The organism is Dyella halodurans (genome assembly GCF_026283925.1).
Lineage (GTDB): Bacteria > Pseudomonadota > Gammaproteobacteria > Xanthomonadales > Rhodanobacteraceae > Dyella > Dyella halodurans.
Genome location: NZ_JAPDPF010000002.1, coordinates 93,694 through 119,866 on the forward strand (window position 1 = coordinate 93,694; position 26,173 = coordinate 119,866).

Annotated in this window: 24 protein-coding genes; 15 read left to right on the plus strand and 9 right to left on the minus strand. The window is 65.7% G+C overall.

Annotation, left to right across the window (positions count from 1 at the left end; translation table 11 throughout):
* Window positions 1-63 precede the first annotated feature (63 nt).
* The 8 genes from OUZ49_RS04210 to OUZ49_RS04245 all read left to right on the plus strand — a co-directional run bounded on the left by OUZ49_RS04210 (window position 64) and on the right by OUZ49_RS04245 (window position 5,764).
* Complete coding sequence (locus tag OUZ49_RS04210; RefSeq protein WP_266148721.1) at window positions 64-591, plus strand: CYTH domain-containing protein; 528 nt, start codon at window positions 64-66, stop codon at window positions 589-591.
* On the plus strand, window positions 585-1,616 hold the full coding sequence (gene nagZ, locus OUZ49_RS04215) for a beta-N-acetylhexosaminidase (RefSeq protein WP_266148722.1): 1,032 nt from the start codon (window positions 585-587) through the stop codon (window positions 1,614-1,616). The genes OUZ49_RS04210 and nagZ overlap by 7 nt, the downstream gene beginning before the upstream one ends.
* The gene (locus OUZ49_RS04220) at window positions 1,613-2,161 is read left to right on the plus strand and encodes a hypoxanthine-guanine phosphoribosyltransferase (protein ID WP_266148723.1); all 549 of its coding nucleotides are present in this window, start codon (window positions 1,613-1,615) and stop codon (window positions 2,159-2,161) included. Before nagZ ends, OUZ49_RS04220 begins: the two co-directional genes overlap by 4 nt.
* Window positions 2,162-2,213: 52 nt before the next feature.
* Window positions 2,214-2,768 (plus strand): NADPH-dependent FMN reductase, encoded by a 555-nt coding sequence (locus tag OUZ49_RS04225; protein ID WP_266148724.1) that lies wholly within the window; start codon window positions 2,214-2,216, stop codon window positions 2,766-2,768.
* Between the two features lie 10 nt (window positions 2,769-2,778).
* The gene (locus OUZ49_RS04230) at window positions 2,779-3,537 is read left to right on the plus strand and encodes an S-methyl-5'-thioinosine phosphorylase (RefSeq protein WP_266148725.1); all 759 of its coding nucleotides are present in this window, start codon (window positions 2,779-2,781) and stop codon (window positions 3,535-3,537) included.
* Between the two features lie 161 nt (window positions 3,538-3,698).
* Window positions 3,699-3,905, plus strand: a complete 207-nt coding sequence (locus tag OUZ49_RS04235) for a cold-shock protein (RefSeq protein ID WP_026633225.1) — start codon at window positions 3,699-3,701, stop codon at window positions 3,903-3,905.
* Between the two features lie 112 nt (window positions 3,906-4,017).
* A complete protein-coding gene (locus OUZ49_RS04240; protein WP_266148726.1) occupies window positions 4,018-5,037 on the plus strand; it encodes a glycosylasparaginase in 1,020 nt (339 codons plus the stop codon).
* A gap of 1 nt (window position 5,038) precedes the next feature.
* Window positions 5,039-5,764 carry a copper homeostasis protein CutC gene (locus OUZ49_RS04245; RefSeq protein WP_266148727.1) on the plus strand — a complete coding sequence of 242 codons (726 nt, stop codon included), beginning with the start codon at window positions 5,039-5,041 and terminating at the stop codon, window positions 5,762-5,764.
* A 739-nt stretch (window positions 5,765-6,503) separates the two neighbouring features.
* Here the strand turns inward: OUZ49_RS04245 and OUZ49_RS04250 are convergent.
* The 4 genes from OUZ49_RS04250 to OUZ49_RS04265 all read right to left on the minus strand — a co-directional run bounded on the left by OUZ49_RS04250 (window position 6,504) and on the right by OUZ49_RS04265 (window position 10,332).
* Window positions 6,504-8,273: an ABC transporter transmembrane domain-containing protein gene (locus tag OUZ49_RS04250; protein ID WP_266148728.1), complete on the minus strand. Its 1,770-nt coding sequence runs from the start codon at window positions 8,271-8,273 to the stop codon at window positions 6,504-6,506.
* Between the two features lie 82 nt (window positions 8,274-8,355).
* On the minus strand, window positions 8,356-8,952 hold the full coding sequence (locus tag OUZ49_RS04255; protein WP_266148730.1) for an IMPACT family protein: 597 nt from the start codon (window positions 8,950-8,952) through the stop codon (window positions 8,356-8,358).
* On the minus strand, window positions 8,945-9,781 hold the full coding sequence (locus OUZ49_RS04260; protein ID WP_266148731.1) for a hypothetical protein: 837 nt from the start codon (window positions 9,779-9,781) through the stop codon (window positions 8,945-8,947). Before OUZ49_RS04260 ends, OUZ49_RS04255 begins: the two co-directional genes overlap by 8 nt.
* Complete coding sequence (locus OUZ49_RS04265; protein ID WP_266148732.1) at window positions 9,778-10,332, minus strand: RNA polymerase sigma factor; 555 nt, start codon at window positions 10,330-10,332, stop codon at window positions 9,778-9,780. The genes OUZ49_RS04260 and OUZ49_RS04265 overlap by 4 nt, the downstream gene beginning before the upstream one ends.
* Window positions 10,333-10,645: 313 nt before the next feature.
* On the opposite strand from OUZ49_RS04265, the gene OUZ49_RS04270 reads away from it, so the two are divergent.
* Window positions 10,646-11,410: a YdcF family protein gene (locus tag OUZ49_RS04270; protein ID WP_266148733.1), complete on the plus strand. Its 765-nt coding sequence runs from the start codon at window positions 10,646-10,648 to the stop codon at window positions 11,408-11,410.
* Between the two features lie 178 nt (window positions 11,411-11,588).
* Window positions 11,589-13,352, plus strand: coding sequence for a chloride channel protein (locus OUZ49_RS04275; protein ID WP_266149374.1), 1,764 nt, complete (start codon window positions 11,589-11,591; stop codon window positions 13,350-13,352).
* 90 nt (window positions 13,353-13,442) lie between these two features.
* On the opposite strand, the gene OUZ49_RS04280 is transcribed toward OUZ49_RS04275, so the two are convergent.
* Window positions 13,443-14,504 carry an NAD(P)-dependent alcohol dehydrogenase gene (locus OUZ49_RS04280; protein ID WP_266148734.1) on the minus strand — a complete coding sequence of 354 codons (1,062 nt, stop codon included), beginning with the start codon at window positions 14,502-14,504 and terminating at the stop codon, window positions 13,443-13,445.
* Between the two features lie 174 nt (window positions 14,505-14,678).
* On the opposite strand from OUZ49_RS04280, the gene OUZ49_RS04285 reads away from it, so the two are divergent.
* The 3 genes from OUZ49_RS04285 (at window position 14,679) to OUZ49_RS04295 (ending at window position 18,730) form a co-directional block, all read left to right on the plus strand.
* Entirely contained in the window at window positions 14,679-15,617 is a 939-nt protein-coding gene (locus OUZ49_RS04285; RefSeq protein WP_266148736.1) for an AraC family transcriptional regulator, read from the plus strand.
* A gap of 225 nt (window positions 15,618-15,842) precedes the next feature.
* On the plus strand, window positions 15,843-17,396 hold the full coding sequence (locus tag OUZ49_RS04290; RefSeq protein WP_266148738.1) for a S10 family peptidase: 1,554 nt from the start codon (window positions 15,843-15,845) through the stop codon (window positions 17,394-17,396).
* 170 nt (window positions 17,397-17,566) lie between these two features.
* Window positions 17,567-18,730, plus strand: a complete 1,164-nt coding sequence (locus OUZ49_RS04295; protein ID WP_266148739.1) for an acyltransferase family protein — start codon at window positions 17,567-17,569, stop codon at window positions 18,728-18,730.
* Window positions 18,731-18,948: 218 nt separating this feature from the next.
* Here OUZ49_RS04295 and OUZ49_RS04300 read toward each other — a convergent pair whose 3' ends face one another.
* On the minus strand, window positions 18,949-20,166 hold the full coding sequence (locus OUZ49_RS04300) for a TraB/GumN family protein (protein ID WP_266148740.1): 1,218 nt from the start codon (window positions 20,164-20,166) through the stop codon (window positions 18,949-18,951).
* A gap of 135 nt (window positions 20,167-20,301) precedes the next feature.
* On the opposite strand from OUZ49_RS04300, the gene OUZ49_RS04305 reads away from it, so the two are divergent.
* The gene (locus OUZ49_RS04305; RefSeq protein ID WP_266148741.1) at window positions 20,302-21,510 is read left to right on the plus strand and encodes a DUF2252 family protein; all 1,209 of its coding nucleotides are present in this window, start codon (window positions 20,302-20,304) and stop codon (window positions 21,508-21,510) included.
* Between the two features lie 68 nt (window positions 21,511-21,578).
* Here the strand turns inward: OUZ49_RS04305 and OUZ49_RS04310 are convergent, their stop codons facing one another.
* Complete coding sequence (locus OUZ49_RS04310; RefSeq protein WP_266148742.1) at window positions 21,579-22,289, minus strand: rRNA pseudouridine synthase; 711 nt, start codon at window positions 22,287-22,289, stop codon at window positions 21,579-21,581.
* Window positions 22,290-22,395: 106 nt separating this feature from the next.
* Between OUZ49_RS04310 and OUZ49_RS04315 the strand changes: the two genes are divergently transcribed.
* Window positions 22,396-22,917 (plus strand): GFA family protein, encoded by a 522-nt coding sequence (locus OUZ49_RS04315; RefSeq protein WP_266148743.1) that lies wholly within the window; start codon window positions 22,396-22,398, stop codon window positions 22,915-22,917.
* A 6-nt stretch (window positions 22,918-22,923) separates the two neighbouring features.
* Here OUZ49_RS04315 and OUZ49_RS04320 read toward each other — a convergent pair whose 3' ends face one another.
* Both OUZ49_RS04320 and OUZ49_RS04325 read right to left on the minus strand, forming a co-directional pair.
* Complete coding sequence (locus OUZ49_RS04320; protein WP_266148744.1) at window positions 22,924-23,742, minus strand: ribonuclease H-like domain-containing protein; 819 nt, start codon at window positions 23,740-23,742, stop codon at window positions 22,924-22,926.
* Window positions 23,739-26,159, minus strand: a complete 2,421-nt coding sequence (locus tag OUZ49_RS04325; RefSeq protein WP_266148745.1) for a DEAD/DEAH box helicase — start codon at window positions 26,157-26,159, stop codon at window positions 23,739-23,741. Before OUZ49_RS04325 ends, OUZ49_RS04320 begins: the two co-directional genes overlap by 4 nt.
* Between the last annotated feature and the right edge of the window lie 14 nt (window positions 26,160-26,173).

The window sequence follows — 26,173 nt, forward strand, 5'->3', positions numbered from 1 at the left end:
GCCGCGCAACGTGCGCCGGGTTTCGCCCCCGCCTAACTCAAACTCAGACATGTGACGACCACCATGGGTATCGAGATCGAACGCAAATTCCTGTTGAACGACGATGGCTGGCGTGAGTCGGTCGAGCGCAGCGAACGCATCGCGCAGGGTTATCTGGTGGGCGCACAGGCATTGCGCGATGGCACGGCCAGGGCTTCGGTGCGTGTGCGCCGTTCCGGCGATCACGCCTGGCTCAATATCAAGTCGGCACAGCTGGGCATCGAGCGTGCGGAATTCGAATACCCGATGCCACTCGCCGATGCCGAAGAGATGCTGGCGACGCTATGCGATGGCGTGCTGGAAAAAATCCGCCATCACGTCCGCGTGGATGGCGCGCTGTTCGAGATCGACGAATTCTTCGGTGACAACGCGGGCCTGGTCGTGGCCGAGATCGAGCTCACCGCGCCCGAGGCTGCGTTTCCGCAACCATCTTGGTTGGGTCGCGAGGTCAGCCATCTGGTGGGTTACTACAACGTCAACCTGATTGCGCATCCGTACGCCCACTGGACGCAGGATGAGCGCGATGCAGCCAGGGAGCCGACCTCATGCTGATGATCGGGCTGGCCGGCACCGCGCTGGCCGATGCGGAACATGCCTGGCTCAAGGCGACCGGTGTTGCAGGCGTGGTGCTGTTCTCGCGCAATTTCAGCTCGCGCGAGCAGTTGATGGCGTTGGTCGACGCGATTCGCGAGGTCGGCGGTGACGACATGCTGATCGCGGTCGACCAGGAAGGCGGTCCGGTGCAGCGGTTTCGCGAAGGCTTTACGCGCTTGCCGCCGCTGTCGGCGATTGGCGCCGTCTACGATCGCGATCCACACGACGCCGTGCGCCTGGCCGAGGAACATGCCTGGGTGATGTCCAGCGAGCTGCGCGCCAGCGGCGTCGATTTCAGCTTTGCGCCGGTGGTCGACCTGGCGCGCGGCAATGCGGCGATCGGTCCGCGTGCATTCCATGCCGACCCGGCCGCCGCCGCCGAGCTGGCGCAGGCTTATGTGCGCGGCATGCACCTGGGCGGCATGGCGGCGGTGCTCAAGCACTTTCCCGGACATGGTTCGGTGGCCGTCGATACGCACAAGGCCGCCGCCATCGATCCGCGAGCGCTCGACGAGATCCGCCGCGACGACCTGCTGCCGTTTGTCGAAGGTATCGAGGCGCATGCCGAAGCGGTGATGGTGGCGCATGTGATCTACCCCGCCGTCGACGATCGCCCGGCGGGTTTCTCGACGCGCTGGATCGAGCAGATCCTGCGCGGCGAACTGGGCTTCAATGGCGCCGTGATCAGCGATGACATCAGCATGGCCGCGGCCGGTGCGGCCGGTGGCGTCGCCGCGCGCGTCCACGCCCACCTCGACGCCGGCTGCGACCTGGTGCTGGCCTGTTTCCCCGACGTGGTGGAGGAGGCCATCGCCGCCGTGCAGGGCCGCGCCGCTACCGATCCCCAGCGACTGGCCGCCTTGCGCGGTGCCGTCGCCTCGACCTGGGAAGGACTGACCGACAACCCGCAGCGCGATCGCTTCATCGCGCGCATCACGACCCTCCATCCCGTGGCAGGACCAACCCCCGAAGGGCAGGCATGAACACACCAACACCCTCGCTGGCCGCCGCCTTGGCCGATGCGGATCTGCTGTTCGATCGTGAAGCGCTGGAATCGGTGATTGCCGACATGGGGCGCCAGATCGACGCGGCGCTCGATGGCGAGCGCGCCGTCTTCCTCACCGTGATGAATGGCGCGCTGATCTTCGCCGGTCAGCTGGCGCTGGCCATCCGTACCGACCTCGAATTCGATTACGTGCACGCCACCCGCTATCGCGGCGCCACCTCGGGCAGCGAGTTGCACTGGCTGCGCGAACCGGCCGCGGATCTGCAGGGGCGCACCGTGCTACTCGTGGACGATATCCTCGACGAAGGCCACACACTGAAGGCCGTGCGCGACGACTGCCTGCGCCGTGGCGCGCGGCGCGTGCTGATCGTCAGCCTGTGCACCAAGGACCACGACCGCCTGGTCGAGGGCATTGCGGCGGATTTCAACGGCGTGGAACTGCCTGACCGCTACGTATTCGGCTTCGGCATGGATTACCACGAGCAGGGTCGCAACCTGCCGGGTATCTATGCGCTGAAATAATCCTGGTCGCGCCAGTCGTGCGTGGCTGGCCATGGCAACGCGGAGCGGACGCATGAACATACTTGGCATCTCCGGCAGTCTGCGGCAGGCGTCCTTCAACACGGCCCTGCTGCATGCGGCACAGGAACTGGCGCCGGCAGGGATGCACATAGCCATCCATCGCCTGCACGACCTGCCGATGTTTGACCAGGACGTGGAAGAGCAGGGCGACCCGGCTGCCGTGGTGGCATGGAAGCAGGCGATCGACGCGGCGGACGGCCTGCTCATGGCCTGTCCGGAATACAACGGCGGCATCACCGGCGCGCTGAAGAACGCCATCGATTGGGCCTCGCGTATCGGCAAGGGACGCACGACGGCGGCACTCACCGGCAAGACCGTGTGCGTCATCGGCGCCAGCCCAGGCATTACCGGCTCGGTGCGCGCCCAGGACCAGCTGCGGCTGATCCTGCGTCGCGCCGGCGCCCGCACCGAACCCCAGGGTGACGTGCTGGTGTTCCAGGCACATACCAAGATCATCGATGGGCGGCTTGCGGACGAGCGCACGCGCGAGGCTTTGGGCCGCCATCTTCAGGGATTCGCCGAGCGGCTGGCCGCCACGGCACCATGACTCACTACCGATGCAGGAACGACCCGTGACTATTGATCTCGCCGTGATTGGCGGCAGCGGCTTGTATAACTTCCCCGGCCTGGAGAACCCCACGCGTCACAGCGTGGAGACGCCGTTCGGCCAGGCCTCGGGCGACGTGGTGATCGGCGACTTCGGCGGACGCCGCCTGGCCTTCCTGGCACGTCATGGCGAGAGCCATACGGTGCCGCCCCACCGCGTGAACTACCGCGCGAACCTGTGGGCACTGCATTCGCTGGGGGCGCGCCGCGTCATCGGCGTCAATGCCGTGGGCGGCATACGCGCCGACATGGGGCCGCGCGTCATCGTGGTGCCGGATCAGGTCATCGACTACACCCACGGCCGCTACACCAGTTTCTGCGACGTCGAGGGTGCCGAGGTCAGGCACATCGACTTCAGCGAGCCCTATACCGAATCGCTGCGTCGTCAATTGCTTGCGGCAGCGGCGACGGCGGGCATTGCGGTGATCGACGGCGGTTGCTACGGCGCCACCCAGGGGCCGCGCCTGGAGACGCGGGCGGAGATCGCCCGCATGAAGCGCGATGGCTGCGACCTGGTCGGCATGACCGGCATGCCGGAAGCCGTGCTGGCCCGCGAGCTGGAGCTGGAGTACGCCTGCCTGGCCCTGGTGGCTAATTTTGCAGCAGGTTGCGGCGACGAGGCGGAGATCAGCATCGAGGAAATCTTCGCCCATCTGGCCGCGGCGACCGCCGAAGTACCCCGCATCCTCGCCAATTTGGTCAAAAGCTGAGCAACAGGTTCGATTTTGATCGTGTGAATGCGATCACCATATTGCGCTTTGCTATGAAACATGTTGATACTTCCGCCGTGCCAGGGGCGGCGGACCAAGGGGTCAAGGTGGTTCACGCGCTTTCCGTGGTGCATCCAGTCCATGATTCAGAGGTTCACGCAATGCGTTTCGGTACGGTCAAGTGGTTCAACGACGCCAAGGGTTTCGGCTTCATCGCGCCTGAGGACGGTGGGGAGGACGTGTTCGTCCACTTTTCGGCGATCAACTCCAAGGGCTTTCGTAGCCTGCAGGAAGGTCAGCGCGTGAAGTTCGAAGTCACCACGGGCCCGAAGGGCGCCCAGGCTTCGGGCGTCGAGATCGCTGGTTGATTTCGGCGTTCCGGCGCGCGCGCCGGTCATCGAGGTAAAGGGAAACCCCGCGTCGTAAGACGCGGGGTTTTTTGTGTGGTGGACGAACCACCAGGCGTTTCCGGAGCAAGCCATGGCAGACCGTAGAGATTTCCTGAAAGCTTCCGTGCTGGGTGCTTCGGCACTCGCACTCGCCGGCAAGGCGGGTGCAAGCAGCATCACGGCGGGCAGACACGTCACCGGGGCACGCGTCGTGTCCACCTGGGACTTTGGCGTGGCGGCGAACCAGGCGGCCTGGTCCGTCCTTGGCCAGGGCGGTCATGCGCTGGACGCGGTGGAGACCGGCGTGATGGTGCCCGAGGCCGATTTGAAGAATCACAGCGTCGGCCGCGCCGGCTATCCGGATCGTGACGGCCACGTCTCGCTCGACGCCAGCATCATGGATGCCGACGGCAGTTGCGGCGCGGTGGCCGCGCTGGAACATATCGCGCACCCGATCCAGGTGGCGCGTCGGGTGATGGAGCGCACGCCGCACGTGCTGCTGGTGGGCGACGGTGCGCTGCAGTTCGCGCTCGAGCAAGGCTTCAAGAAGGAGGAGCTGCTGACGCCCGAATCCGAGCAGGCCTGGCGGGAGTGGCTGCAGACGGCGCATTACCAGCCGTCGGTCAACAGTGAAGTACGCAGCTACGGCAAGACCGGCTTGCCAGGCGGCAGCGGCAACCACGACACCATCGGCATGCTGGCCATCGATGCGCAGGGCCGGCTGGCCGGAGCCTGCACCACCAGCGGCATGGCGTGGAAGATGCGCGGCCGGGTGGGCGACAGCCCGATCATCGGTGCAGGCCTGTACGTGGATGGCGAGGTTGGCGCCGCCACCTCCACCGGCGTGGGCGAGGAAGTCATCCGCAACGTCGGCAGCTTCCTGGTGGTGGAACTGATGCGCCAGGGACGCTCGCCGCAGGACGCTTGCCGCGAAGCGGTCATGCGTATCGTCAAGCGCCGGCCCCAGGCCTCCAAGGACTTGCAGGTGGGCTTCCTGGCCATGAATCGCCACGGTGACGTCGGCGCCTGGGCGATCCAGCCCGGCTTCTCCTATGCGGTATGCGATTCGCAGCGCCAGAACGGCCTGCTGCCGGCCAAGAGCGTGTTCTGAGATGGCTGCCTGCCTGCTGGAAGTGGCTGCCAATTCGCTGGCTTCCGCCTTGGTCGCGCAGGAGGGCGGGGCCGGGCGTATCGAACTGTGCACGGCGCTGGAGCTGGGTGGGCTGACGCCTTCCCATGCCCAGATCGCGCTGGTGCGGGAACGCGTGCGCTTGCCGCTCTACGTGCTGGTACGACCGCGCGCTGGCGATTTCCTCTACAGCGATCTCGAGTTCGAAACCATGCGTCGCGATATCGAGGCGTGCGCCGCACTCGGTTGCGATGGGGTGGTGATCGGTGTGCTCGATGCCGATGGCGAGGTGGACCTGACGCGTTGCCGTGCTCTGGTCGCCGCTGCCGGCCGCATGGGCGTGACCTTCCATCGCGCCTTCGACATGGCGCGCGATCTGTCGCGCGCACTCGAGGATGTAATCGCACTTGGTGCAGAGCGTGTGCTGACCTCGGGTGGTGCGCGCTCGGCGATGGAAGGGGGCGCCTGCATTCGTACCTTGATCGAACTGGCCGGCGATCGGTTGACCATCATGCCCGGGGCGGGCGTTGCGCCCGGCAATATCGCGAGGTTGAAGGCGCTGACTGGCGCGCAAGAGTTTCACGCTTCGGCCAAGCGCCAGCTTTCATCGGCGATGCGTATGACGAGTGCCGTGCTGGCCGATATGGCCAGTGGCGAAATCCGTACTGATGTCGACACGGTGCGCGCCTTGGTGGCGGCGCTTTCCTAGAACGTTTTCAAAAATCTTCCGCGGGGCGCCTCGATCACCGCTCTGACTCCTTCTTCCCTCCGGGGAGAAGGCTGGGATGAGGGGAGGGTGCTCGCGATGACGCGACAACTAAGCGTGGCCGCAAGGGTGCCGCTTACGCAGCGGGCGTTCCGAACCGCTGCCGCGGTCCGGGTCACTTTTCTTTTGCTGGCCCAAAAGAAAAGTAACCCAAAGAAAATGGCCTCAAGAGCTCATAGCATTACGTGGAATGCGGGCCTGACGGGCGAGGCCAGCCAGATCGGTCTCGGCCCACGGCCGACACACAGCGGCTACACCGCAACGCGCCGAGGCGAAGAGGGCTTAAAGCGTGGGTGGTGTCGTGGCCTGGTGAGCGTCGGGATGCCGCGGGCGTTGCGACCGTAGGACCGACCTGCTTTAAGTCCTCACCGCTATGGCGCGTTGCGGTGTAGCCGCTGTGTAGCGGCCTTGGGTAGCAAACGATCCGATCGCAAAAACCTTCCAACGCTTCTATCCAACGGAGTGCTACCAGCTCTAGAGGCCATTTCTTTGGGTTACTTTTCTTTGGGCCAGCAAAGAAAAGTGACTCGGCTGCCGGCAGGCAGTCGAAACGCCCGCTGCGTAAGCGGCACCCTGGCGATAACGCCTAGTTGTCGCGTCATCGCAAGCACCCACCCCTCATCCCAACGTTCTCCCCGGCGGGGAGAAGGAGTCGGGGCTGTGGCGTAGCGCCCTGTCGATATCAGGCAGTGAATTGCAGGCGGGCCAGCTCCGCGTAGAGGCCACCTTCGGCCAGCAGGCTTTCGTGCGTGCCCTGGGCCACGATGCGGCCTCCATCCATCACCACGATGCGGTCGGCGCGCTGCACGGTGGCCAGGCGATGGGCGATGACCAGGGTGGTGCGACCCTTCTCCAGCCGTTCCAGCGCATGCTGGATGGCCGCTTCCGATTGCGCGTCGAGGGCGGAGGTCGCCTCGTCGAGCAGCAGCAGCGGCGCGTCGCGCAGGATGGCGCGGGCGATGGCGATGCGCTGGCGCTGGCCGCCGGACAGGCGCACCCCGCGCTCGCCCAGCTCCTCGTCGTAGCCCTTGCCCAGGGCGCTGATGAAGTCATTGGCTTCGGCAGCGCGGGCGGCATCACGCACTTCGTCGTCGCCGGCGTCCTGGCGGCCGAAGCGGATATTGTCCGCGGCGCTGCCGCTGAAGATCACCGTCTCCTGCGGCACCAAGGCGATGGCGCCACGCAGTTCGGGCAGGGCGAGCGCACGCAGGTCGAGGCCATCGAGGTTGATGCGCCCGACCTGCGGATCGTAGAAACGCAACAGCAGCGCAAACACCGTGCTCTTGCCGGCGCCTGACGGTCCCACCAGCGCCACGGTTTCGCCGGGACGGATCGCCAGGTCGAAGTCGTGCAGTGCGGGCGCATCGGGGCGCGTGGGGTAATGGAAGGCCACATGCTCGAAACGCAGCTCGCCGCGCAATGGCCGCGGCAGTGGCGTCGGCAGCGCGGGGCTGGCGATCTCGGCGTGCTCCTCGAACAGTTCGCCGATACGCTCCATCGCGCCGGCCGCGCGCAAGACGTCGCCCCATACTTCGGAAAGGCCTGCCAGCGAGCCCGCGGCAAGGAAGGCGTACACAATGAATTGCGCCAGCACACCCGTACTCATGGTGCCGGCCAGCACGTCGTGGGCACCCGCCCACAGCACCAGGGTGATGGCGCCGAAGAACAACACGATGACGCCAGCGGTCAGCGCCGAACGCATGCCGATGCGTTTGCGCGCCGTGGCCAGTGCGCGCGTGATGGCGCCGCCATAGCGCGTGCTTTCGATATCTTCGCGCGCATAGGCCTTTACGGCGGGCGCGGCATTGAGGGTTTCGTTGGCGATCGCGGCGGCGTCGGCCAGGCGATCCTGGCTGGCGCGCGAGAGCTTCTGCACGCGCCGGCCGAACACCAGGATCGGCAGCATCACGGCGGGGATCACCAGGGCGGTCAGGCCGGCCAGGTGTGGGCTGGTCCACACCATCAGGCCGGTGGCACCCAGCAACATCACGGCGCTGCGCAGCGCCACCGAGATGCCGGAGCCGATCAGGGCCTGGATGACCTCGGTATCCGTGCCCAGGCGCGAGATCAGTTCACCGACGCGGCTGCGTTCGAAAAAGCTCACGTCGAGCCGGATCACATGCGCATAGAGCCTGGCGCGCAGCGAAGCGAGCGCGCGCTCGCCGAGCAGGCTGATGCAGTAGTAGCGGGCCGCCGTGGCAAACGCGAGCACCAGCGCGACGCCGAACAGGCCGAGGAAGGTGGCGTTGATCGCCGAGGCATTGGCCTGGCTGAAGCCCCGGTCGATCATGTGGCGCACCGCCATCGGCAGCACCAGCGTGGCCGATGACGAGATCGCCAGAAACACCAGCCAGCCGATGGCGAGCGCGCGGTGTGGCCGCAGGAAGGGCCACAGCTTCAACAGGGTGCCAAGGCGGCGGTTGGGGCGTGGCGTGTTGGCGTCGTCGCTCATTCGTGCTCGCAGGTGGAGGCTGGCAAAGAGAAGCGGCGCGCGAAGGCGCCTGTCTCCAGAGGTGGGGCGGATGGCCGGCGATTCAATCCAGCCGGCGCGCGCTGTGGCGGCCCCTGCTGATATCGGTGATGCGCGCCTGGGCCTCACCGACCCGGCTTGCCGGTAGCTGGAGGTCGAGTTCGACGCCATTGGCATCGAACTCCTCGCGCGTCACCTCGGCGTCCAGTTCACGCAGGCGGGCCTTGAGCAGGGCAAGTTCGGCAAACTCGCAACGCAAGCCCAGTCGCGCCATCGCGACGATGGGGATGCGTGCGGCGAGACGCAGGCATTCCGCCGCGGTGCCGCCATAAGCGCGCACCAGACCGCCAGCGCCGAGCTTGATGCCGCCATACCAGCGCGTGACGACCACCACGGCGCAGTCGATACCCTGGCCCTCGATGGCCTGCAGGATCGGCCGCCCCGCGGTGCCGCCCGGCTCGCCATCATCGTTGAAACGATAGTCCTGGCCGATGCGGTAGGCCCAGCAATTGTGCGTGGCGGCGAGGTCGCTGACCTGGCGCACGAAGGCTAGCGCCTGCTCGGGTGTCTGCACGGGTGCGGCGTGGGCGAGAAAGCGGCTCTTCTTGATGTCCTCGCCGTGCTGGTGGGAGGCGGCGAGGGTGTACAGCGTTTCACTCATGGTCGGGCAATTGAGCGCGCACATCGTCAGGCAGGCTCACGTCAGGATGCGCCTGGCGGAATGCAGACAGGCGCTGCAATGCTTCATCGCGGCGATGTTGCGCAAACAGCAGGCGGATCTTGTCGAGCTCTTGCGCGGGTGTGTCGTTCGGGTTGGATGCCGTGGCATCCACGGCCGACGCCGGTGCGGGCGCTGCCGGGACAGGTGCGGCAGCTGCCATGGTTCGCATGGTCATCGCGCGCGCTGCGGGCTCGGCGCGGTAGCCGGCCGTCGCGGGCGGCACTGCAGAGGCCATGGGGGCTTGTGCTATCGCCATGGGCGGGGCAGGGGCTGGTGGTGGCGGAGCGAATGCCTGGTCGGCCATCTCGGTCGTGGCCACGCGGGACTTGGCGAGCGACTTGGCGGACTCGTGCAGGCGGCGCGTGGCCCGGGGGATTTCTGCAGGTGGCGCCTGCGCGACCATGGGCGCCGGCGATGTGGATGGCTGCAGCAGGGGCGCGCTGGTGGCAAGTGCGGGCGTCGGGCTCTCGGCCGGCGGCTGCCCCGGGATCGTGGCTGCGGCCGGGGCGGGTGCCTGCAGACTCGGCGACGGCTCGCGCATGCGTAGACCCAGCCCCAAGGCGAGCACCAGCACGGCGGCGCTGGCGGCGGCCACGGGCCAACGCGTGAAGCGCCGGTGTGTCTTCGAGCGCACGGCGTCGTCAGCGGCCTGGCGCACCGCCTGGTCGAGCGCCGGCGAAGGCTCTTTGCGCGGCAGGCTGCGATAAAGCGCCTGCAGCTCGTCTTCGCCGGGCAGCGATTCGTCGTCGTGGTGGTCGTGCGTATTCATTCGGCCAACTGTTCGCGCAAGCGGTTCATGGCATAGCGCAGGCGCGACTTCGCCGTTTCGCGTCCTACGCCGGTCACTTCGGCAATATCCTCCACACTCAGGTCATTCTCCAGGCGTAGCAGGACGGCCGTGCGCTGCTCATCGGGCAATTGTTCGATGGCGCGCTGCAGCCGGCGGCGACGCTGGAACTCGGACAGCACATGGTCGGGTTGTTCGTGTTCAGCGGTGGCGAGGTTGGCCAGCGCGCTTTCGGCCTCTTCGCCCGTGGCCAGGGGGCGTTTGCGTCGATGCTGATCGATCAGCAGGTTGTGCGCGATCTGCAGCAGCCAGGTGGTGAACTTGGCCTGTGGCGTATAGCGCGCCCGTGCGGCAATCACCCGGCTCCAGGTTTCCTGGAACAGTTCCTCCGCCTGCCGCGGATCGCGTGCGGCGCGCAACAGGAATCGGTACAAGGTGCCCCGATGGCGCGCATACAGCGCGTCAAACGCCGCCAGCTCGCCCCGGGCATAGGCCAGCATCAGCGTTGCGTCGTCATCCACGGCAGCATCCATGGGCGGCGAGGTTAAGCCAAATCGCCGGGCTGGGTAAGCGTGGATTGCGGCGACGGGGTGGTCGGTCACGGAGGGCAGGGTCTTAGCGCGCGCGGGGCCATATCCATGAAACGCCGAAGTCGCCTCGACGGGGTTGGCACCCAGGGACTTTTCCGTTGCCGGGGATAACGGCTCGGATCACCGGTTTGCTGAAATCTCCAGGCCGCCGGTTTTCGCGTCAGACGGAATACGCCCCACGCCCCCGACTTCGGCCACGCGAAAGTAGCGGACAGGCTCTAAGATGCCACCACTTTCCAGGGATCGGGTGACACCCATGCTGGTCATGCTATTCATCATGCTGCTGGTGGCCGCGCTGCTGTATCGCCTGCGTTGGCGCCGGCTGGGACACATGCTGGTGTTGCTGGCCCTGCTGCTGTTCCTGGGCATAGGCTGCGGGCCGGTGCCGCGTTTCCTGCTGCGCAGCCTGCAGGGTGCTTATGACATGGAGCCGCCGGTCGAGTGGGCGCCGCGCAACATCATCGTGTTGCTGGGTGCGGGTACGGTGGGGCCCAATGATGAGCGGCTGCAGCCGTCGTATTACGCGAACGGGCGCATCCTGCGCGCGGCGCAGCTGTACCAGGCTTGCAAGCTCGCCGGCAAGGCTTGTCGCCTGCTGGTAAGCGGTGGCGATTCGCAGGATCACGGTGAGCCCGAGGCGGTGGTCTATGTCCGGGCGCTACGTGCGCTGGGTATTCCGCAGTCCGACCTGATGGTGGAGGCGCGCAGCATGTCCACCTGGCAGAACGCCCAGTTCAGCCGGCCCCTGTTGGCGCAGTACGCGCCGCAGCACATTGTGCTGGTGACCTCGGCCGTCCATTTGCAGCGCAGTCTGCTGTACTTCGCGCATTTCGGCATCACCCCACAGCCGGTGGCGGGCGACTGGATCAGGGCAAACCGCATTCCGATTCCCGTGTCGTGGAACTTTGTGGCGACCGATGCGGCCGTCCACGAGTACCTGGGCATCCTGCGTTATCACGTCTACAACATGATGGGTTGGAACGCGCCGAAAGCGCCACCGCTGCATTCGCAAGCGAGCTGATAGGCGCGGCCAACCCCTGTTCATTTTCCAGCCAGCTATCGGGCGCAGTTCCGCGTAACCTTGCGCGGTCTACTTGCCCATCTGGCTACCGATGCTCTCCGATAAAACGCCTGAGCCGCACTCGCGTGCGGCGCTTCCGCTTGCCCCGTCGATGGACGCCACGCTGGCCGCGGCGCATATGCCGCGACAATTCCGCCCGTTGGGGCGGCGCGTGCTGTGGATAGCCGGCCTGGCGATGAGCCTGGGCGCCGTGGTGGCGTTGGTGGCGCGCGCGCTCACGGCCTTGATCGGCCTGGTCACGAATCTCGCCTTCCATGGACGCTGGAGCGCTGAGTTCAGCAGCCCCGCTGGCAATCATCTGGGCTTGTGGGTTATTGCCGTGCCGGTGCTCGGTGGCTTGATCGTGGGGGCCATGGCGCGCTGGGGTTCACGAGCGATCCGTGGGCATGGCATTCCCGAGGCGATGGAGCAGGTGCTGCTCAACGAGAGCCGTATTCCTGCGCGCATGACCTGGCTGAAGCCGGTATCGTCGGCCATCGCCATCGGCACCGGCGGGCCGTTTGGTGCGGAAGGTCCCATCATTGCCACCGGCGGCGCGCTGGGTTCGCTGGTCGGCCAATATCTGCACGTGACGGCCGACGAGCGCAAAACCCTGTTGGCGGCTGGTGCGGCTGCCGGTATGGCGGCGGTGTTTTCTGCGCCGATCTCATCGGTGCTGCTGGCCATCGAGCTCCTGCTGTTCGAGCGCCGTGCGCGTTCGCTGATTCCTGTTGCTTTGGCGGCGGTGATCGGCACCGGCGTGCGCTATGTGCTGGAAGGCAATGCGCCGATGTTTCCGATGCCGGAAATCGCCACGCCGACGTTCACCGCCTTGCTGGCCTATATGCTGATGGGGCTGCTGGCCGGCGTGGCCAGCGTAGGCATCACGCGTTTGACCTATGCCATCGAGGACGGCTTCGAAAAGCTGCCGATTCACTGGATGTGGTGGCCGGCAATCGGTGGCGTGGTCGTGGGCATCGTGGGTTACGTGATGCCGGCCACCCTGGGTGTGGGCTATAGCAATATTGCCGCCGTCGTGGCGGGTCAGATCGGACTGGGCAGCATGCTGGCCCTGTGCCTGTTGAAACTGCTGTCGTGGTCGGTGGCGCTGGGCAGCGGCACCTCGGGCGGCACGCTGGCGCCGCTGTTCACCATCGGCGGCGCGCTGGGCGGCGTGCTTGGCCTCGCCTGCGTGATGTGGCTGCCGTGGTTGCAGGTGGATCCGCGGGTGGCCGCACTGGTCTGCATGGCGGCGATCTTCGCCGGTGCATCGCGCGCGTTTCTCACCTCCGTGGTGTTTGCGTTCGAAACAACGCAGCAGCCGCATGGTCTGCTGCCGTTGCTCGGTGCGTGTGCGATGGCCTACCTGGTCTCCGGCCTGATGATGCGCAACACCATCATGACCGAGAAGATCGCACGCCGCGGCGTGCGCGTGCCTGCCGAATACAGCGCCGACTATCTGGAGCGGATCAGCGTGGGCGAGGCTTGCAGCCGCAAGGTGATCAGCCTGCGCGCGACACAAACGCTGGCGGCGGTGCGTCGATGGCTCGAGGCCGACAGCGCCGTGGCCCGTCACCAGGGCTTTCCGGTGCTGGGTGACGGAGCGCAACTGCTAGGCGTGGTGACACGGCGCGACCTGCTCGCTACGGGCCTGGCAGACGACGTGACGGTCGGTGACTTGCTGCGTCGTCCGCCGCTGGTGGTGCGCGAAGATCACAGCTTGCGTGATGCCGCCGACCATATGGTCGAGGCGGATGTAGGTCGCCTGGTGGTGGTTGGCGGCGAAGGCGGTCAGCAGGTGGTGGGCATCATTACGCGTGGTGACCTGTTGGCTGCGCACGCCCGGCGTTTGCGCGAAGCGCATCAAGCGAGTCGCTATAGAAGCCATAAGGGCAAGCTCTAGGGAAGGCCTGAACAAGTCGTCATCCCAGCCTCCGCTGGGATGACGAGCAAACACCCGTTCAAGCGTTCACTGGCAGCTGTCGTGGTTGTCTCAGGCAGTCTGCTTGAGCGACGCCATGTCGATCACGAAGCGATACTTCACATCGCTCTTCAGCACGCGCTCGTAGGCCTGGTTGATGTCCTGGATGGCGATCATCTCGATATCGCTGACGATGCCGTGCTCGGCGCAGAAATCCAGCATTTCCTGCGTCTCGGCGATACCGCCGATGGCCGAGCCGGAGATCGAGCGACGGCCCAGCACCACCATGGCGGCCTGCACCGGCGGCTCGATCGCTTCGAGCAAACCCACCAGGCACAGCACGCCGTTGAGCGTGAGCGTGTTGAGGTAGGGATTGAGGTCGTGCTGCGAAGGCACCGTATCCAGGATGAAGTCGAACTGGCGGGCCACGGCGGCCATCTGTGCGGCGTCGGTGGACAACACCACGTGGTCGGCACCGAGCTTGCGAGCTTCGGCTTCCTTGCCGGGGGAACGGGTAAACAGGGTTACCTCGGCGCCCATCGCCTTGGCAAACTTCAGGCCCATGTGGCCCAGGCCGCCCAGGCCAACGACGGCGACCTTGCTGCCCTTGCCGATGTTCCAGTGGCGCAGCGGTGACCAGGTGGTAATGCCCGCACACAGCAAGGGCGCTGCCGCCTTCGGGTCGAGCTTGTCGGAGACGGAGACGACGAACTTGTCCGACACCACGATGCGCTCGGAATAACCGCCGTAGGTGGGCTGGCCATCATGGCGATCCGTCCCGTTATAGGTCCAGGTAGGGCCTTCCACGCAATACGGCTCCAGCCCGGCCTCGCACGCGGCGCAGTGCTGGCAGGAATCGACCATGCAGCCGACGCCGACCATGTCGCCGAGCTTGAACTTGCTCACCTTGGCGCCAACAGCGCTGACGCGACCGATGATTTCGTGGCCCGGCACCATCGGATAGACGCTGCCATGCCATTCGTTGCGGGCCTGGTGGATATCCGTATGGCACACGCCGCAATAGAGAATATCGATCACCACGTCGTCCGGGCGCGGGTCGCGACGCTGGAACTGATGGGGAGCCAGCGCGGTGGTCGGCGATTGGGCGGCGTAGCCGAGGATGGGGAGAGCCATGCGTAACTCCTTGGGGGCGGGAATGGCGAAGGACGGAAGTATGCGAGCCGCAGTCCGGCCACGGGTAGCCGGATCCTGCGAGATCCTTGCCTGATCCTGCGATGTTGCATGCCTCACCCTCGCCATCGGTTGGAGGAACAGGCAATCTAGTCGGGTCCGAACATCAGCAAAGCCATGAATAACAAGCCTTCTTCCCATGCCCTGGATGCGCGTCTCGAACAGGGCCGCGAGGAATTGACAGCGGTCGTTGAACGATTGACGCCGGGCCAGGGCGTGCATGCCACGCGGTGGCCGGCCTTGAGCCTGTTCCGCGCCGACTCGCCCAGCGTGCCTATCTGCGCGATGTACGGGCCAGGCCTGGGACTGGCCCTGCAGGGCGCCAAGCAGATCCTGCTGGGGCAGCAGACGTTCGTGCATGAACCCGCGTCGTACCTGGTGACCTCGGTCGATGTGCCGGTGTCGTCGCAGGTGCTGCGTGCCAGGCCTGATGAGCCGTGCCTGTGCCTGACGTTTCAGCTGGACCTGCAGCGCATCCGCGAACTGTTGCCCGAAGTGAAGGCGGCCCGCGCCGCGCCGGTGTCGTCACGAGGCTTGGCATTCAGTCCGCTGGATGCCGGCCTGCTCGACCCCGTGTTGCGGCTGGCGCGCCTGCTCGATGCACCGGATGACCTGGCTGTGCTGGGGCCGCTGATCGAGCATGAGTTGCTCTATCGCCTGCTGACCGGCGAGCAGGGCGCGCACCTGGCGCAGATCGCGACCTCCGGCAGCCAGGGTCACCAGGTGTCGCGGGCCATCGACTGGCTGCGTCGCCACTATGACGAACCGCTGCGCATCGACGACCTGGCGGGGCGCGTGAACATGAGTGCATCGTCGCTGCATCATCATTTTCGCGCGATCACCGCAATGAGCCCGCTGCAGTATCAAAAGCAGTTGCGCCTGCATGAGGCGCGCCGCCTGTTGCTGGCCGATCAATGCGACGTCGCCACGGCGGCGCATCGGGTCGGCTATGAAAGTCCCTCGCAATTCAGTCGCGAATACAGCCGCCATTTCGGCGCGCCGCCGTTGCGCGACGTGGCGCGCCTGCGTCTCGCGGATGCGGACGCGGTGGCCTGAGGCGGCCTGCGCGGGCCGGGAAAGTCTTCCAGAAATCGCCCCTCGCTGCTCACCCCTGTCTTACGGCACTGGTGACATGCCCCCGGCTTGCCGCATCAATGGCGGTTCGCCTATCGCGCCCGTCCGGCCGCTTTCATCGAGAGCGGCGATCGGGGAGCGCGTACCCGGCGAGTTTGCCGCTTTCCCTTGAAACGCTTCCGTGTGAGACGCCTGATGATTCGTGACTTGCCTGTTCGTGTAACCCGTGTGGGGCGACGTGCCGCCTGGTGCGCCTGTGTACTGGCGGCCGGCCTGGCGCTGGCGCCGTGGACGGTCGCCGCCGCCGCTGATGCCAAGCCCGATGCCAAGGCTGCCGCTGCCGATACGGGTGCCGCCGAGAAGAAGAGCGATCTCGAGCTGCCGCCGTTGCCGGCGGACAAGACCATCAAGCAAAGCGTCAAGGTAGGCGGTCGCAGCGTGTCCTACGAGGCGACGGTGGGCGTGATTCCGGTGCGCAACGCGAAGGGCAAGAAAATCGCCGAGGTGGTCTACACCGCGTATACCGTGCCGGGCAGCGATCCGCACCGACCGGTGACGTTTGCGTTCAACGGTGGTCCGGGCGCGTCGTCGGTTTACCTCAACATGGGCGCGATCGGTCCCAAGCGCATCCAGTTCGGTGTGGATGGCGACGCGCCATCCGATGCCGCGATCACCAAGGACAATCCCAACACCTGGCTCGACATGACCGACCTGGTGTTCATCGACCCGGTGGGTACCGGCTTCTCGCGTTCGCTGGAAGACGAGGACGCGACCAAGAAGGACTTCTATGCCACCGAGGCCGACATCAAGTATCTGTCGCGCGTGGTGTATGACTGGCTGGTCAAGCACGGCCGCCTGCGCGCACCCAAGTACGTGATGGGCGAAAGCTACGGCGGCTACCGCGCGCCGCGTATCGCCTATGCCTTGCAGACGCAGATGGGCGTGGGCGTGAATGGCCTGGTGATGGTGTCGCCGTATCTCGATCCTGCCGCCATCGGCGATGGCGACGCGCTGTCGCCGCTGCCGTGGATGATCAACCTGCCGTCGATGACCGCCGCCCACCTGGAAAGCCAGGGCAAGCTGACGCCGGCGGCGATGAGCGACGTCGAGAACTATGTGCGCACCCAGTACGTCACCGACTTCCTGGCGGGTCGTTCGGACCCGGGCGCGATCAGCCGCATGGTGCAGAAGGTTTCCGCCTATACCGGTCTGGACCCGTCGGTGGTGGCCAAGCTCGATGGCCGCGTGGACATCGGCACCTTCCTGCGTGAAGTGCATCGCAACGACAAGAAGATCGGCAGCGTGTACGACTCCAATGTGACCGCGTTCGATCCGTTCCCCGGTTCCGCCGAACGTCAGTCGGGCGATCCGATCCTGGAAGCGCTGCTCGCGCCGACCACCAGCGCCATGGTGGACTTCGTCACGCGCGAAGTGGGCTGGAAGACGGATGCCCATTACGAGGCACTGTCGTATGCCGTGAACAAAGCATGGGACCGCGGTGACGCGAACGACAAGCCGGTGGCCGACCTGCGCAAGGCGATCGGCAACGATCCGAACATGAAGGCCCTGATCGTGCATGGCTACAACGACTTGTCCTGCCCGTTCTATACCTCGCAGCTGATTCTGAACCAGATGCCCGGCTTTGGTCAGACGCAGCGCGTGAAGCTGTCGGTCTATCCGGGCGGCCACATGTTCTACAGCCGTCCCGCCAGCGCCGCCTCGTTCAAGGCTGACGCCGCGGCGATGTACAACGCCAAGTAAGACACTTCAGCCGCTGGCCATAGCGTGTTTTGCGTTCGGGTCCAGAGCCCTGCGCGGAACACGTTGGCCAGGGGCTGCAGGGATGGCTGGCGGGCATCGTCAGCCGTCGCTACGGTCGTGGTTCGAATGGCCGGCATGATGGCCGGCCAGATGCACATCAAGGGAACATGATGAACCGCCTGCCAGGCCTGGATCTTCTGCGCGCGATCGCGATCGTATGGGTGATGATCTTCCACTCCTACATCGTGGGCGGCTGGGGACACTTCGGTGGCGTGGAGTCGTACGGCTGGATCGGGGTCGACTTGTTCTTCGTCCTCAGCGGCTACCTCATCGGTTCGCAGTTGCTGCAGCCCATGGCAGCAAACCAGGCGCCGTCACTGGTCGACTTCTATGTACGACGAGCCTTCCGCATCCTGCCGGCCTACCTGGTCGTGGTGGCGCTTTACTTCGCACTGCCCATCGTCCGCGAAGCGCCCGGCATCCAGCCGCTGTGGCAGTTCCTGACGTTCACGGTGAACCTGCTGATCGATGCCCAGCACAACCTCGCGTTCTCGCACGTGTGGTCGCTGTGTGTCGAGGAGCACTTCTACCTGCTGTTCCCGTTGCTGGCGTGGTGGTTGGCGCGCCGGCCGTCGGCGCCACGATTCATCGCCGTATGCGTGGCGGTCATGGGCATCGGCATGTTCATGCGTGGCTACGTATGGCTGCACGAGTTGGCGCCGGCTGGTGCCGCCGGCGATGGCGCCGAAGCGCAGCGGCATTTTCTTGAGGGCATCTACTACCCCTCATGGTCGCGCCTGGATGGATTGCTGGCGGGTGTGGTACTGGCCACCATCAAGGCTTATCGCAAACCGCTATGGGCACGACTGCAAGCTCGTGCCAACGCGATGCTGCTGATTGGCTTGGCCGTCACGGCCGTCGCCATCTGGTTGTTCCGCGACCGCACGGGTTTTATCGCCACCGTGCTGGGCTATCCGCTGCTGGCATGTGGCCTCGGCTTTATTGTGTTGGCCGGCAGCAGCGCGCAGGGCTTGTTGGGAAGGCTGAGGATTCCTGGTGCAGGCTGGCTCGCGCTCGCCTCGTACAGCCTTTATCTCACGCACAAGGCGGTATTCCATCTCGTCCGCGTGGCGCTGGGCCAGCATCTGGATGGCCATGCCTTCGCCGTCTTTCTCATTTATGCCGTCACCGTCCTGCTGGTTGGTGCGCTGTTGCACTATGTGGTGGAGCGTCCGTTCCTCCGTTGGCGTGACCGTTACCGGAAGCCTTCCGGCAAATCGTCAGCTATCTCGACAGCACCCGCGTCATCCGTCATGGCTGCGGATACGCCGTAAGGGAACTTCGAAAGACTCGTCATTCCCGCGAAAGCGGGAATCCAGCGACTTTCAATCCACTGAATACAAAGGCACTGGATTCCCGCTTTCGCGGGAATGACGGGAAAGAAGCAGGGTTCTTCAAGGTCTCCGTGAGTGCCAATGAGTGGTGCGCAGACGCCGCTGCCTTGCGCCCCGCTGGTCCGGCGCAGGGCAGGGGGATCACAGCAGGGTCACTGCTAATTCTGCTCGTCCGGCGCCTCCACCCGATAACCCTGAGCCTTGAGTTTGGCGAGGAAGCCGTCGGGCGCGAGTATCTGCTCCATCGATAGCAGCGCCACGGAACGATTGTTCCGCACGAGCGAGGATTCTGCTGCTTCCATCCAGGCTTTCTCGATGCGTTGCGGCAGGTCGGGAATATTCAGTTGCTTGGCAAAATCGCCGTTGATCGCGGCGACCACGCATGACTCGTAGGAGGCTCCCTGCGACAGGCTCTGCAGTGTCCTCATGTCGCCAGTAGCCCAGGCATTGGCGCGCTTGGTGAGCATGCCCATGTCGTGCTCGACCAGGTGCATGGTCTGGTCCAGGCAGGCGATACCCTGCTGCCTGCCCTGGTCAGCCGTCTGGGCGAGCGGCGACGCATGCGGGATCAGCAACTGATAGGTGACCGGAATGACACGGGTACCGTGCTTGCGCGCCAGCTTCTGCACGATGGCGGCGACATCGGTGTCATTGGTGAGGCCCGCCGACGCCAGCGCCGCTTCGTAGAGCTGCTGGGCGACCACGATCGGGCGCAGGTATTCCAGGGCGTCGTCATTGCCAAGGTACTGGCGCCTCAGTACCAGCCATCGGTCGTACATCTCCGGCGGGAGCAGTTTCTGCAGCGTGGCACCATCGGGATTCAGGCGGGCGGAAGGCTGCAAGGCCAGCCGGTTGAACAGGCTGGTCGGCATCTTCAGCTCGGCGGATGGCGGTTCAAGCAGCTCCTTGGCGCCCGCCAGGACTTTTTCAACCTGCGCTGTCTGCCACTCGGCATGCTTGGGCAGCGGTGACAGCGTGCCCAGGACCCATAGGACGTGATCACCCCGGCGCACCTGCCAGAGCGCTGGACCCGGCTGTTGGCCGGTCACGGTGACGGCCTGCAGGCTGACGACGCTCTCGGGAGACGGCGGCTTGATCACGCTGGCGGCATTCGCCGGCGGCGCGGCTGACTGCGCCCATGCAGGCATCGCCATGATCAGGGCGGCGACATAAATAGCGAACTTTCCTTGCATCGTGAGGCTCCTCGCGGTGACACGACGGCCCGTAGGCGCCTGGACGGCATCGCCATCGGCCATATCTGCTCGTACGCCAGGCAGCGCCATCGGCAGGGTGATCCGGCGCTGATGATTGAACACCACTCGCGTTCGTGGCGCCATATGCGCGATGCCCGTAGCCCCGATGGCCATGATGGTCATGATGGCGCGCCGGTGTTTTGCTGGTTCGCGTTGGTGCGCCGGCACCACGATTACTTGCGCCTGGCGTTCTCCGGTGATGACAACGAATCGTTCATCTGCGGCGGACGAGGATGCGGCTTGGGCCGAGGGCATCCGATGTCACGTGCGAAGAAAGCCAACGTATCGCCCCGTCGCCGAGCGGCGGCGCTGGAAAACAGGCGCCATCGCAAGATGGCGCGATCGGCCCATGCCTATGTACGCGGCAATACGGCGCAGTTCTACGCCTGGCTGGCGGAGGAGGGCGCATCGCTCCTGCCCGAGGGGCCGGCGATCTGGATCTGCGGTGATTGCCATGTCGGCAACTTGGGGCCGGTGGCCGACGACCACGGGCGAGTTCATATCCAGCTACGCGATTTCGATCAAAGCGCCATCAGCAATCCCGCCTACGACCTCATCCGGCTCTCGTTGTCCCTGGCGATGGCGGCGCGCGGCTCGGACCTTCCCGGCATTACCGCCGCTGAAATGATGGAAGCCGTGCTGGATGGTTATGAGGCTGCGTTTCCCGAAGTGGACGAGCCCGAGCCGGTCATGCCGGACACGATCAAACTGGTGATGAAGCGCGCCGCGCGGCGCAACTGGAAGGCCTTGGCGCACGAACGCATCCAGGGTGTCGACACCCAGCTACCCCTGGGTTCCGAGTTCTGGCCGATCACGGACAAGGAACGCAAGGCGATAGACAAGTTGTTCCTCGAGCCAGCGCTGGCCGACCTGGCAACCCAGCTGCGCCACCGCGACACGCAAGGGCAGGTGGCCGTGCTCGATGCCGCGTACTGGCGCAAGGGCTGCAGTTCGCTGGGCCGCCTGCGCTATGCAAGCCTGCTCGATGTCGATGGTGGAAGCGTCGAGGGCGACGATCTCTGCCTGGTCGATATCAAGGAGGCCGCCGCCTCCGTGGTACCGCGGGCAGCGGGCGTACGCATGCCGAGAGATTCGGCCGAACGCGTGGTTGTGGCGGCGCGGCACCTGTGTCCGGCCCTGGGCGACCGCATGCGTGCGACGCATCTGCTCGGCAAGCCGGTCTTTGTGCGCGAGCTACTGCCGCAGGATCTCAAGCTGGATATCGGGCGCATCAAGCGCAAGCAGGCCGTCCGCTCGGCCGCCTATCTCGCCCACGTGCTTGGCCGGGCCCACTCGACCCAGATGGATGCGGACATCCGGCGCTCCTGGCGCAACGAGCTGCATCGCCATCATACGCGTACGCTGGCCGCTCCTTCCTGGCTTTGGCGCGCGGTCACCGGGCTGCTTGCCATGCATGAACGCGAGTACTTGAACCATTGCCGGGCGTATGTCGGCGGTCGCGCCTAGTGCCTGAAGACTGGGCTGCGGTGCAACCTGGCGAAGCATGCACCGTCGCAGGTACTCGATCAGGGCATTCAGAACCGGTCAGTGCTGGCGAGATAACGCCATTGACCCGGCTGCAGGCGCGACATCGGAATGCGACCAACGCGGATGCGCTTGATCGCCTGCACCTGCAGCCCCACCGCATGGCACATGCGTTCGACCAGGTTGGGTGACACGCGCTTCAACGCGAAACGCAGGTGGGTTTCGTTCTGCCAGCTCACCTTGATCGGCGGCAGCGCGTAATTGTTGAAGCTGAGCCCGTGATTGAGCAGGGCGAGACCATTCGGCGCGAGCTTGCCGGCGACTTCGACGATGATCTCCTGCTCGATGCGATCGCTGTCTTCTTCCAATCGGCGCTTAACCCGCCAGTCCTGGGTGAACACCAGCAGTCCGCTGGCGTTGTCGGGCAAGGGCAGGGGCGATTCCAGTCGGGCGAAATGGCGCTTCAGCAGGCGCACGCCGGAGGCATCGTCCTCGGCGTGGCTTTCGATGCTGATCAGGGCGCGCGCCTGTTCGGCGGAAACACCTGCGGGTTTGTGTAATACGAGCGTGGCGGGTTCGGCGGCTTCGAGCTGCGCGTGCGGATCGATTTCGATGAGTTGATCCAGCACCTTGAACTGCGGCTCCTCCACCGTCTCGCCATTCACGCGTACCCAGCCGCCTTCGATGTACATCTCCGCCTCGCGCCGGGAGCACTGGGCCATGGCGGCGATACGTTTGGCGAGGCGGACGGGTTCGGTCATCAGGGGTGGCCTGGGGTGAGGGTGATTATTGTAGGCGGTGTGGAGGCGACAACGGGCAAAGGCCGCCCGGGCACCGTGCTGCGCAGCCGTGGCTGCGCATGGCGTCATGGCGGTCAGCGGCTCCGGATGGGTATGCTCCAGGGCCAGCGAGGCTGGAATGGGCGAGGTCGCCTGTTCATCAACGGATACCGAAAGCATGCTCATCCACGGTCGATGCCATTGCGGCAACATCGCGTTTTCGCTGGTCTGGGAACCCGATCCGGCGGAAATTCCCGCACGCGCCTGCGACTGCTCCTTCTGCAGCAAGCACGGCGGCGTGTGGACTTCCTGTCCGGGTGGCGCGCTGAAAGTCGTGGTGAAGGAACCATCATGCGTGTCCCGTTATGCGTTTGGCACCCGGACCGCGGTATTCCACACCTGCACGCGCTGCGGCGTGGTGCCGGTGGTGACCAGCGAGATCGATGGCCGCTTGTATGCAGTGGTCAGTGTCAACGCCTTCGACGATGTGGATCCGTCACTCATTCGTCGCGCGACGGGCAGCTTCGAGGGAGAAGACAAGGCATCGCGGCTCGCCCGTCGGCAGCGCAACTGGATCGCCGATGTCGAGTTCGTCGAGGCTGCCCGCTAACGGGATCTAGGCAGCGGATTCACGCGTGAAGTGACCCAGGATGCCGCCAAGGCTGCGCAGGTCCTGGCTGTTGTGCCGTGCGACGCGGTGCAGTGGCGCAGCCGAGCCACCACGCAGGAATCCCAGCCAGGCAGCTGGGGCTTCCGAACCAGGCAGATCGTCTTCGCGCACGACGTGCAGCAGTTGCCGTTCGACCGTGGCCAGGCGGCAGTTTTCCCAGACGCCGCGCCAGCGTCGGCGCACCGGATGGAGCAGGTCGATATGCGCCAGTCCGTGCAGCGGACAAGCGCGCTGATGCAGACGGAAACGCGTCTTCAGCAGCGGCGCGTCATAAGACTTGCCGTTGTAGCTAACCAGGACAGTGTCGGGACGCAGCCAGGACGCAAAGCAATCCAGCATGGCGGCTTCGGCCGCTAGCGTGGTGATCAGCAGCTGGCGTTCGCGAAACTGGCCGTGATGCCAATCCGCCACGCCAATCATGAAAGCCCGCGTGCCCGTGCCACCGGCCAGGCCGGTGGTTTCCGTGTCGAACAGCAACAGCCGTTCCGGCGCGACGACTTCGCCGACGCGGGCGAACGATGCGTCGAAGGCGGCTGGCGCGGGCGGCCAGATGCCGCTGGTTTCGCTTAACTGCAAACCGGGCGCAATGGTGTGGCCAGGTAGTACTTGCGGTACTGCCGACCGCGCCATCGACACGGGCTTGCGCTGCCGCACGGCAAGCAGTTGGCTCAAGCCGCCCGGGAGTGGCTCGGCGCGACGAGGCGGCGTCGGCGTGACGCCGGCCTGTCGACGGAGTCCACGCAATTTGTCCGCGAGTGCACTCATAAGGCGACGACCAGATCGAGCACGCGCGTGGCCAGCACTTTCAGCGGCGTATCGTTTTGCTCGTCGGCCGCCAGCACCGGCCCCACGCAGGCCGGGCAGCCCGCACGGCAATCGCAGCGCTGCACCAGTTCGCGCGCCAGCCGCACCAGGTCCTCGCGGCGCTCGAACAGCGGCGCGCTCAGGCCAACGCCACCGGGAAACGCGTCGTAGAGGTAAAGCGTCGGAATGAACGGGCCGTGCGCGCTGGCATCGAGCTCGCCCAGGCTGGAGCGTATTTGTGCGCGTCCGTTGAGATCAGGCGTGGCGAACCAGGCGCCGTCGCCGCTGCCGACGGCCTTTTGCAGGTCGCGCGCCTCGGCCATCACCGCCACCGTGGCGACGATGTGCAAGGCATGGGCTGCTGCCAGAAACCCGTCCAGCGCCTGCTGGCGATGGTCGAAGGCCTGCTCGAGCGCGCGCTGCGGCAACTGCCACCAGACGGCGGTGGTGTGGAGCTCAAGATCCGGCAGGTTGACCGGGCCGTAACCGATGTTCTCGTGCGTGTAGTAGCGAATCTTCTTGTAGCCGGCGACGCGCCGCGCCACATGCACTTCGCCGTGATGCGCGCTGCCTGCGCCGGCCGGCGAATGGTCGAACGCCTCGAGTACCTTGAGCCTGGTGTAGTCGATGGCATCCGTGTAGTAATCGACGTTGGTGTGCGTGACAAACGCCTTGCGACCGGTCCAGTCGAGGCGTTCGACCTGGTACGGCACGGACTGGATCATGTGGATGGCGCCTTCGTACAAGGTCAGTGCGGCAGCGCTGAAGTCGACTTCGGCCACGATGGTCTGCCGTCCCTGGGTGCGGTCGACCACGACGAAGTTGCCGTCCGCCACCGAGCGCAGCGAAACCGCGTTGGCCGGATAACTGTCGGCAATCCATTCGAAGCGGGCGCCTTCCTGATGCAGGACGCCTTCTTCGGCCAGGACCTGCAGCCACGGCGTGGCGTCCTGCGGACCGAAGCGTTCACCGTCATGGAACGGCAGCTCGAACGCCGCGCAGCGAATATGGTCAAGCAGGATCAGCGGCTGGTCCGGGGCAATGCGCGCATGTTCCGGTGACGCGCCCTGGAAGAATTCCGGATGGCGCACGAAGTATTGGTCCAGCGGATCGCTGCTCGCCACCAGCACGCCGAGCGATGCCTGTTGCCGCCGACCGGCACGCCCGAAGCGCTGCCAGGTGGCGGCCACGCTGCCGGGGTAGCCATTGAGCACCACCACGTCGAGCGCGCCGATGTCCACGCCCAGTTCGAGCGCCGACGTGCTGACGATGCCGTCCACCTGGCCGGCGCGCATCTCGCGTTCCGCCGCGCGGCGTTCGGTAGGCAGATAGCCGCCGCGATAGGCGCGAATGCGCGCCGGCTTGCGTGGGTCGCTATCGAACACGTCCTTCAGATATTTCGTCAGCACCTCGACCATCAGGCGCGATTGCGCGAAGACCAGCGTCTTCAGTCCGGCGCGGATGGCGGTGCGGGCGATGCGGTTGGACTGGGAGCGCGCCGATGCGCGTAGACCGAGGTCCGGGTTCACCACCGGCGGATTCCACAGCAGCACATGTTTCTCGCCTACGGGCGCGCCGCTTTCGGTGATCGCGGTGACGGGCTGTTCGATCAACGCGCTGGCGTGCTGGGCCGGATTGCCTATGGTGGCCGAGCACAGGATGAATTGCGGCGAGACGCCGTAGAACGCGCAGACGCGCTGCAGGCGCCGCAGCACATTGGCCACGTGGGAGCCGAACACGCCGCGATAGGTGTGCACCTCGTCGATCACCACGAAGCGCAGGTTCTCGAAGAACTGCGCCCATTTCGTGTGATGCGGCAGGATCGCCTGATGCAGCATGTCCGGGTTGCTCACCACGATGTCGCCGTGCAGGCGGATGGCCTGGCGCGCATCGCCCGGCGTGTCGCCATCGAAGGTGAAGGCCTTGACGCCGAGCGAGCCGGCCTGGTTGAGCTCCAGCAGTTCCGCGACCTGATCCTGCGCCAGCGCCTTGGTGGGAAACAGGAACAGCGCCTTGGCTTGTTGCTGGATCGCGGCGCTGATCACCGGCAGCGTGTAGCACAGGGATTTACCCGAGGCCGTGGGCGTGGCCACGACGACGTGCTCTCCCGCCGCCGTGGCCTGCCAGGCTTGCGCCTGGTGGGCGTAGAGGCGGTCGACGCCGCGTGCGCGCAAGGCCTCCATCAGTGGCGCCGGCATATCCGCCGGCAACGGCGCGTAGTCGCCTTCTCGTCTGGGCAAGACGAAGGCGCCGGTGATGCGATCGCGATAACGGCGCGCGAGGCGGCGGGCCAACTGGTCGCCTCCGCTGACGGGAGCGGCGAGCGCCCCGTCCTGTCGCACGGCGCGTTGGGCCAGGGGGTTGGGCAAGGCGTTCATCAGCAGGCTCCGTC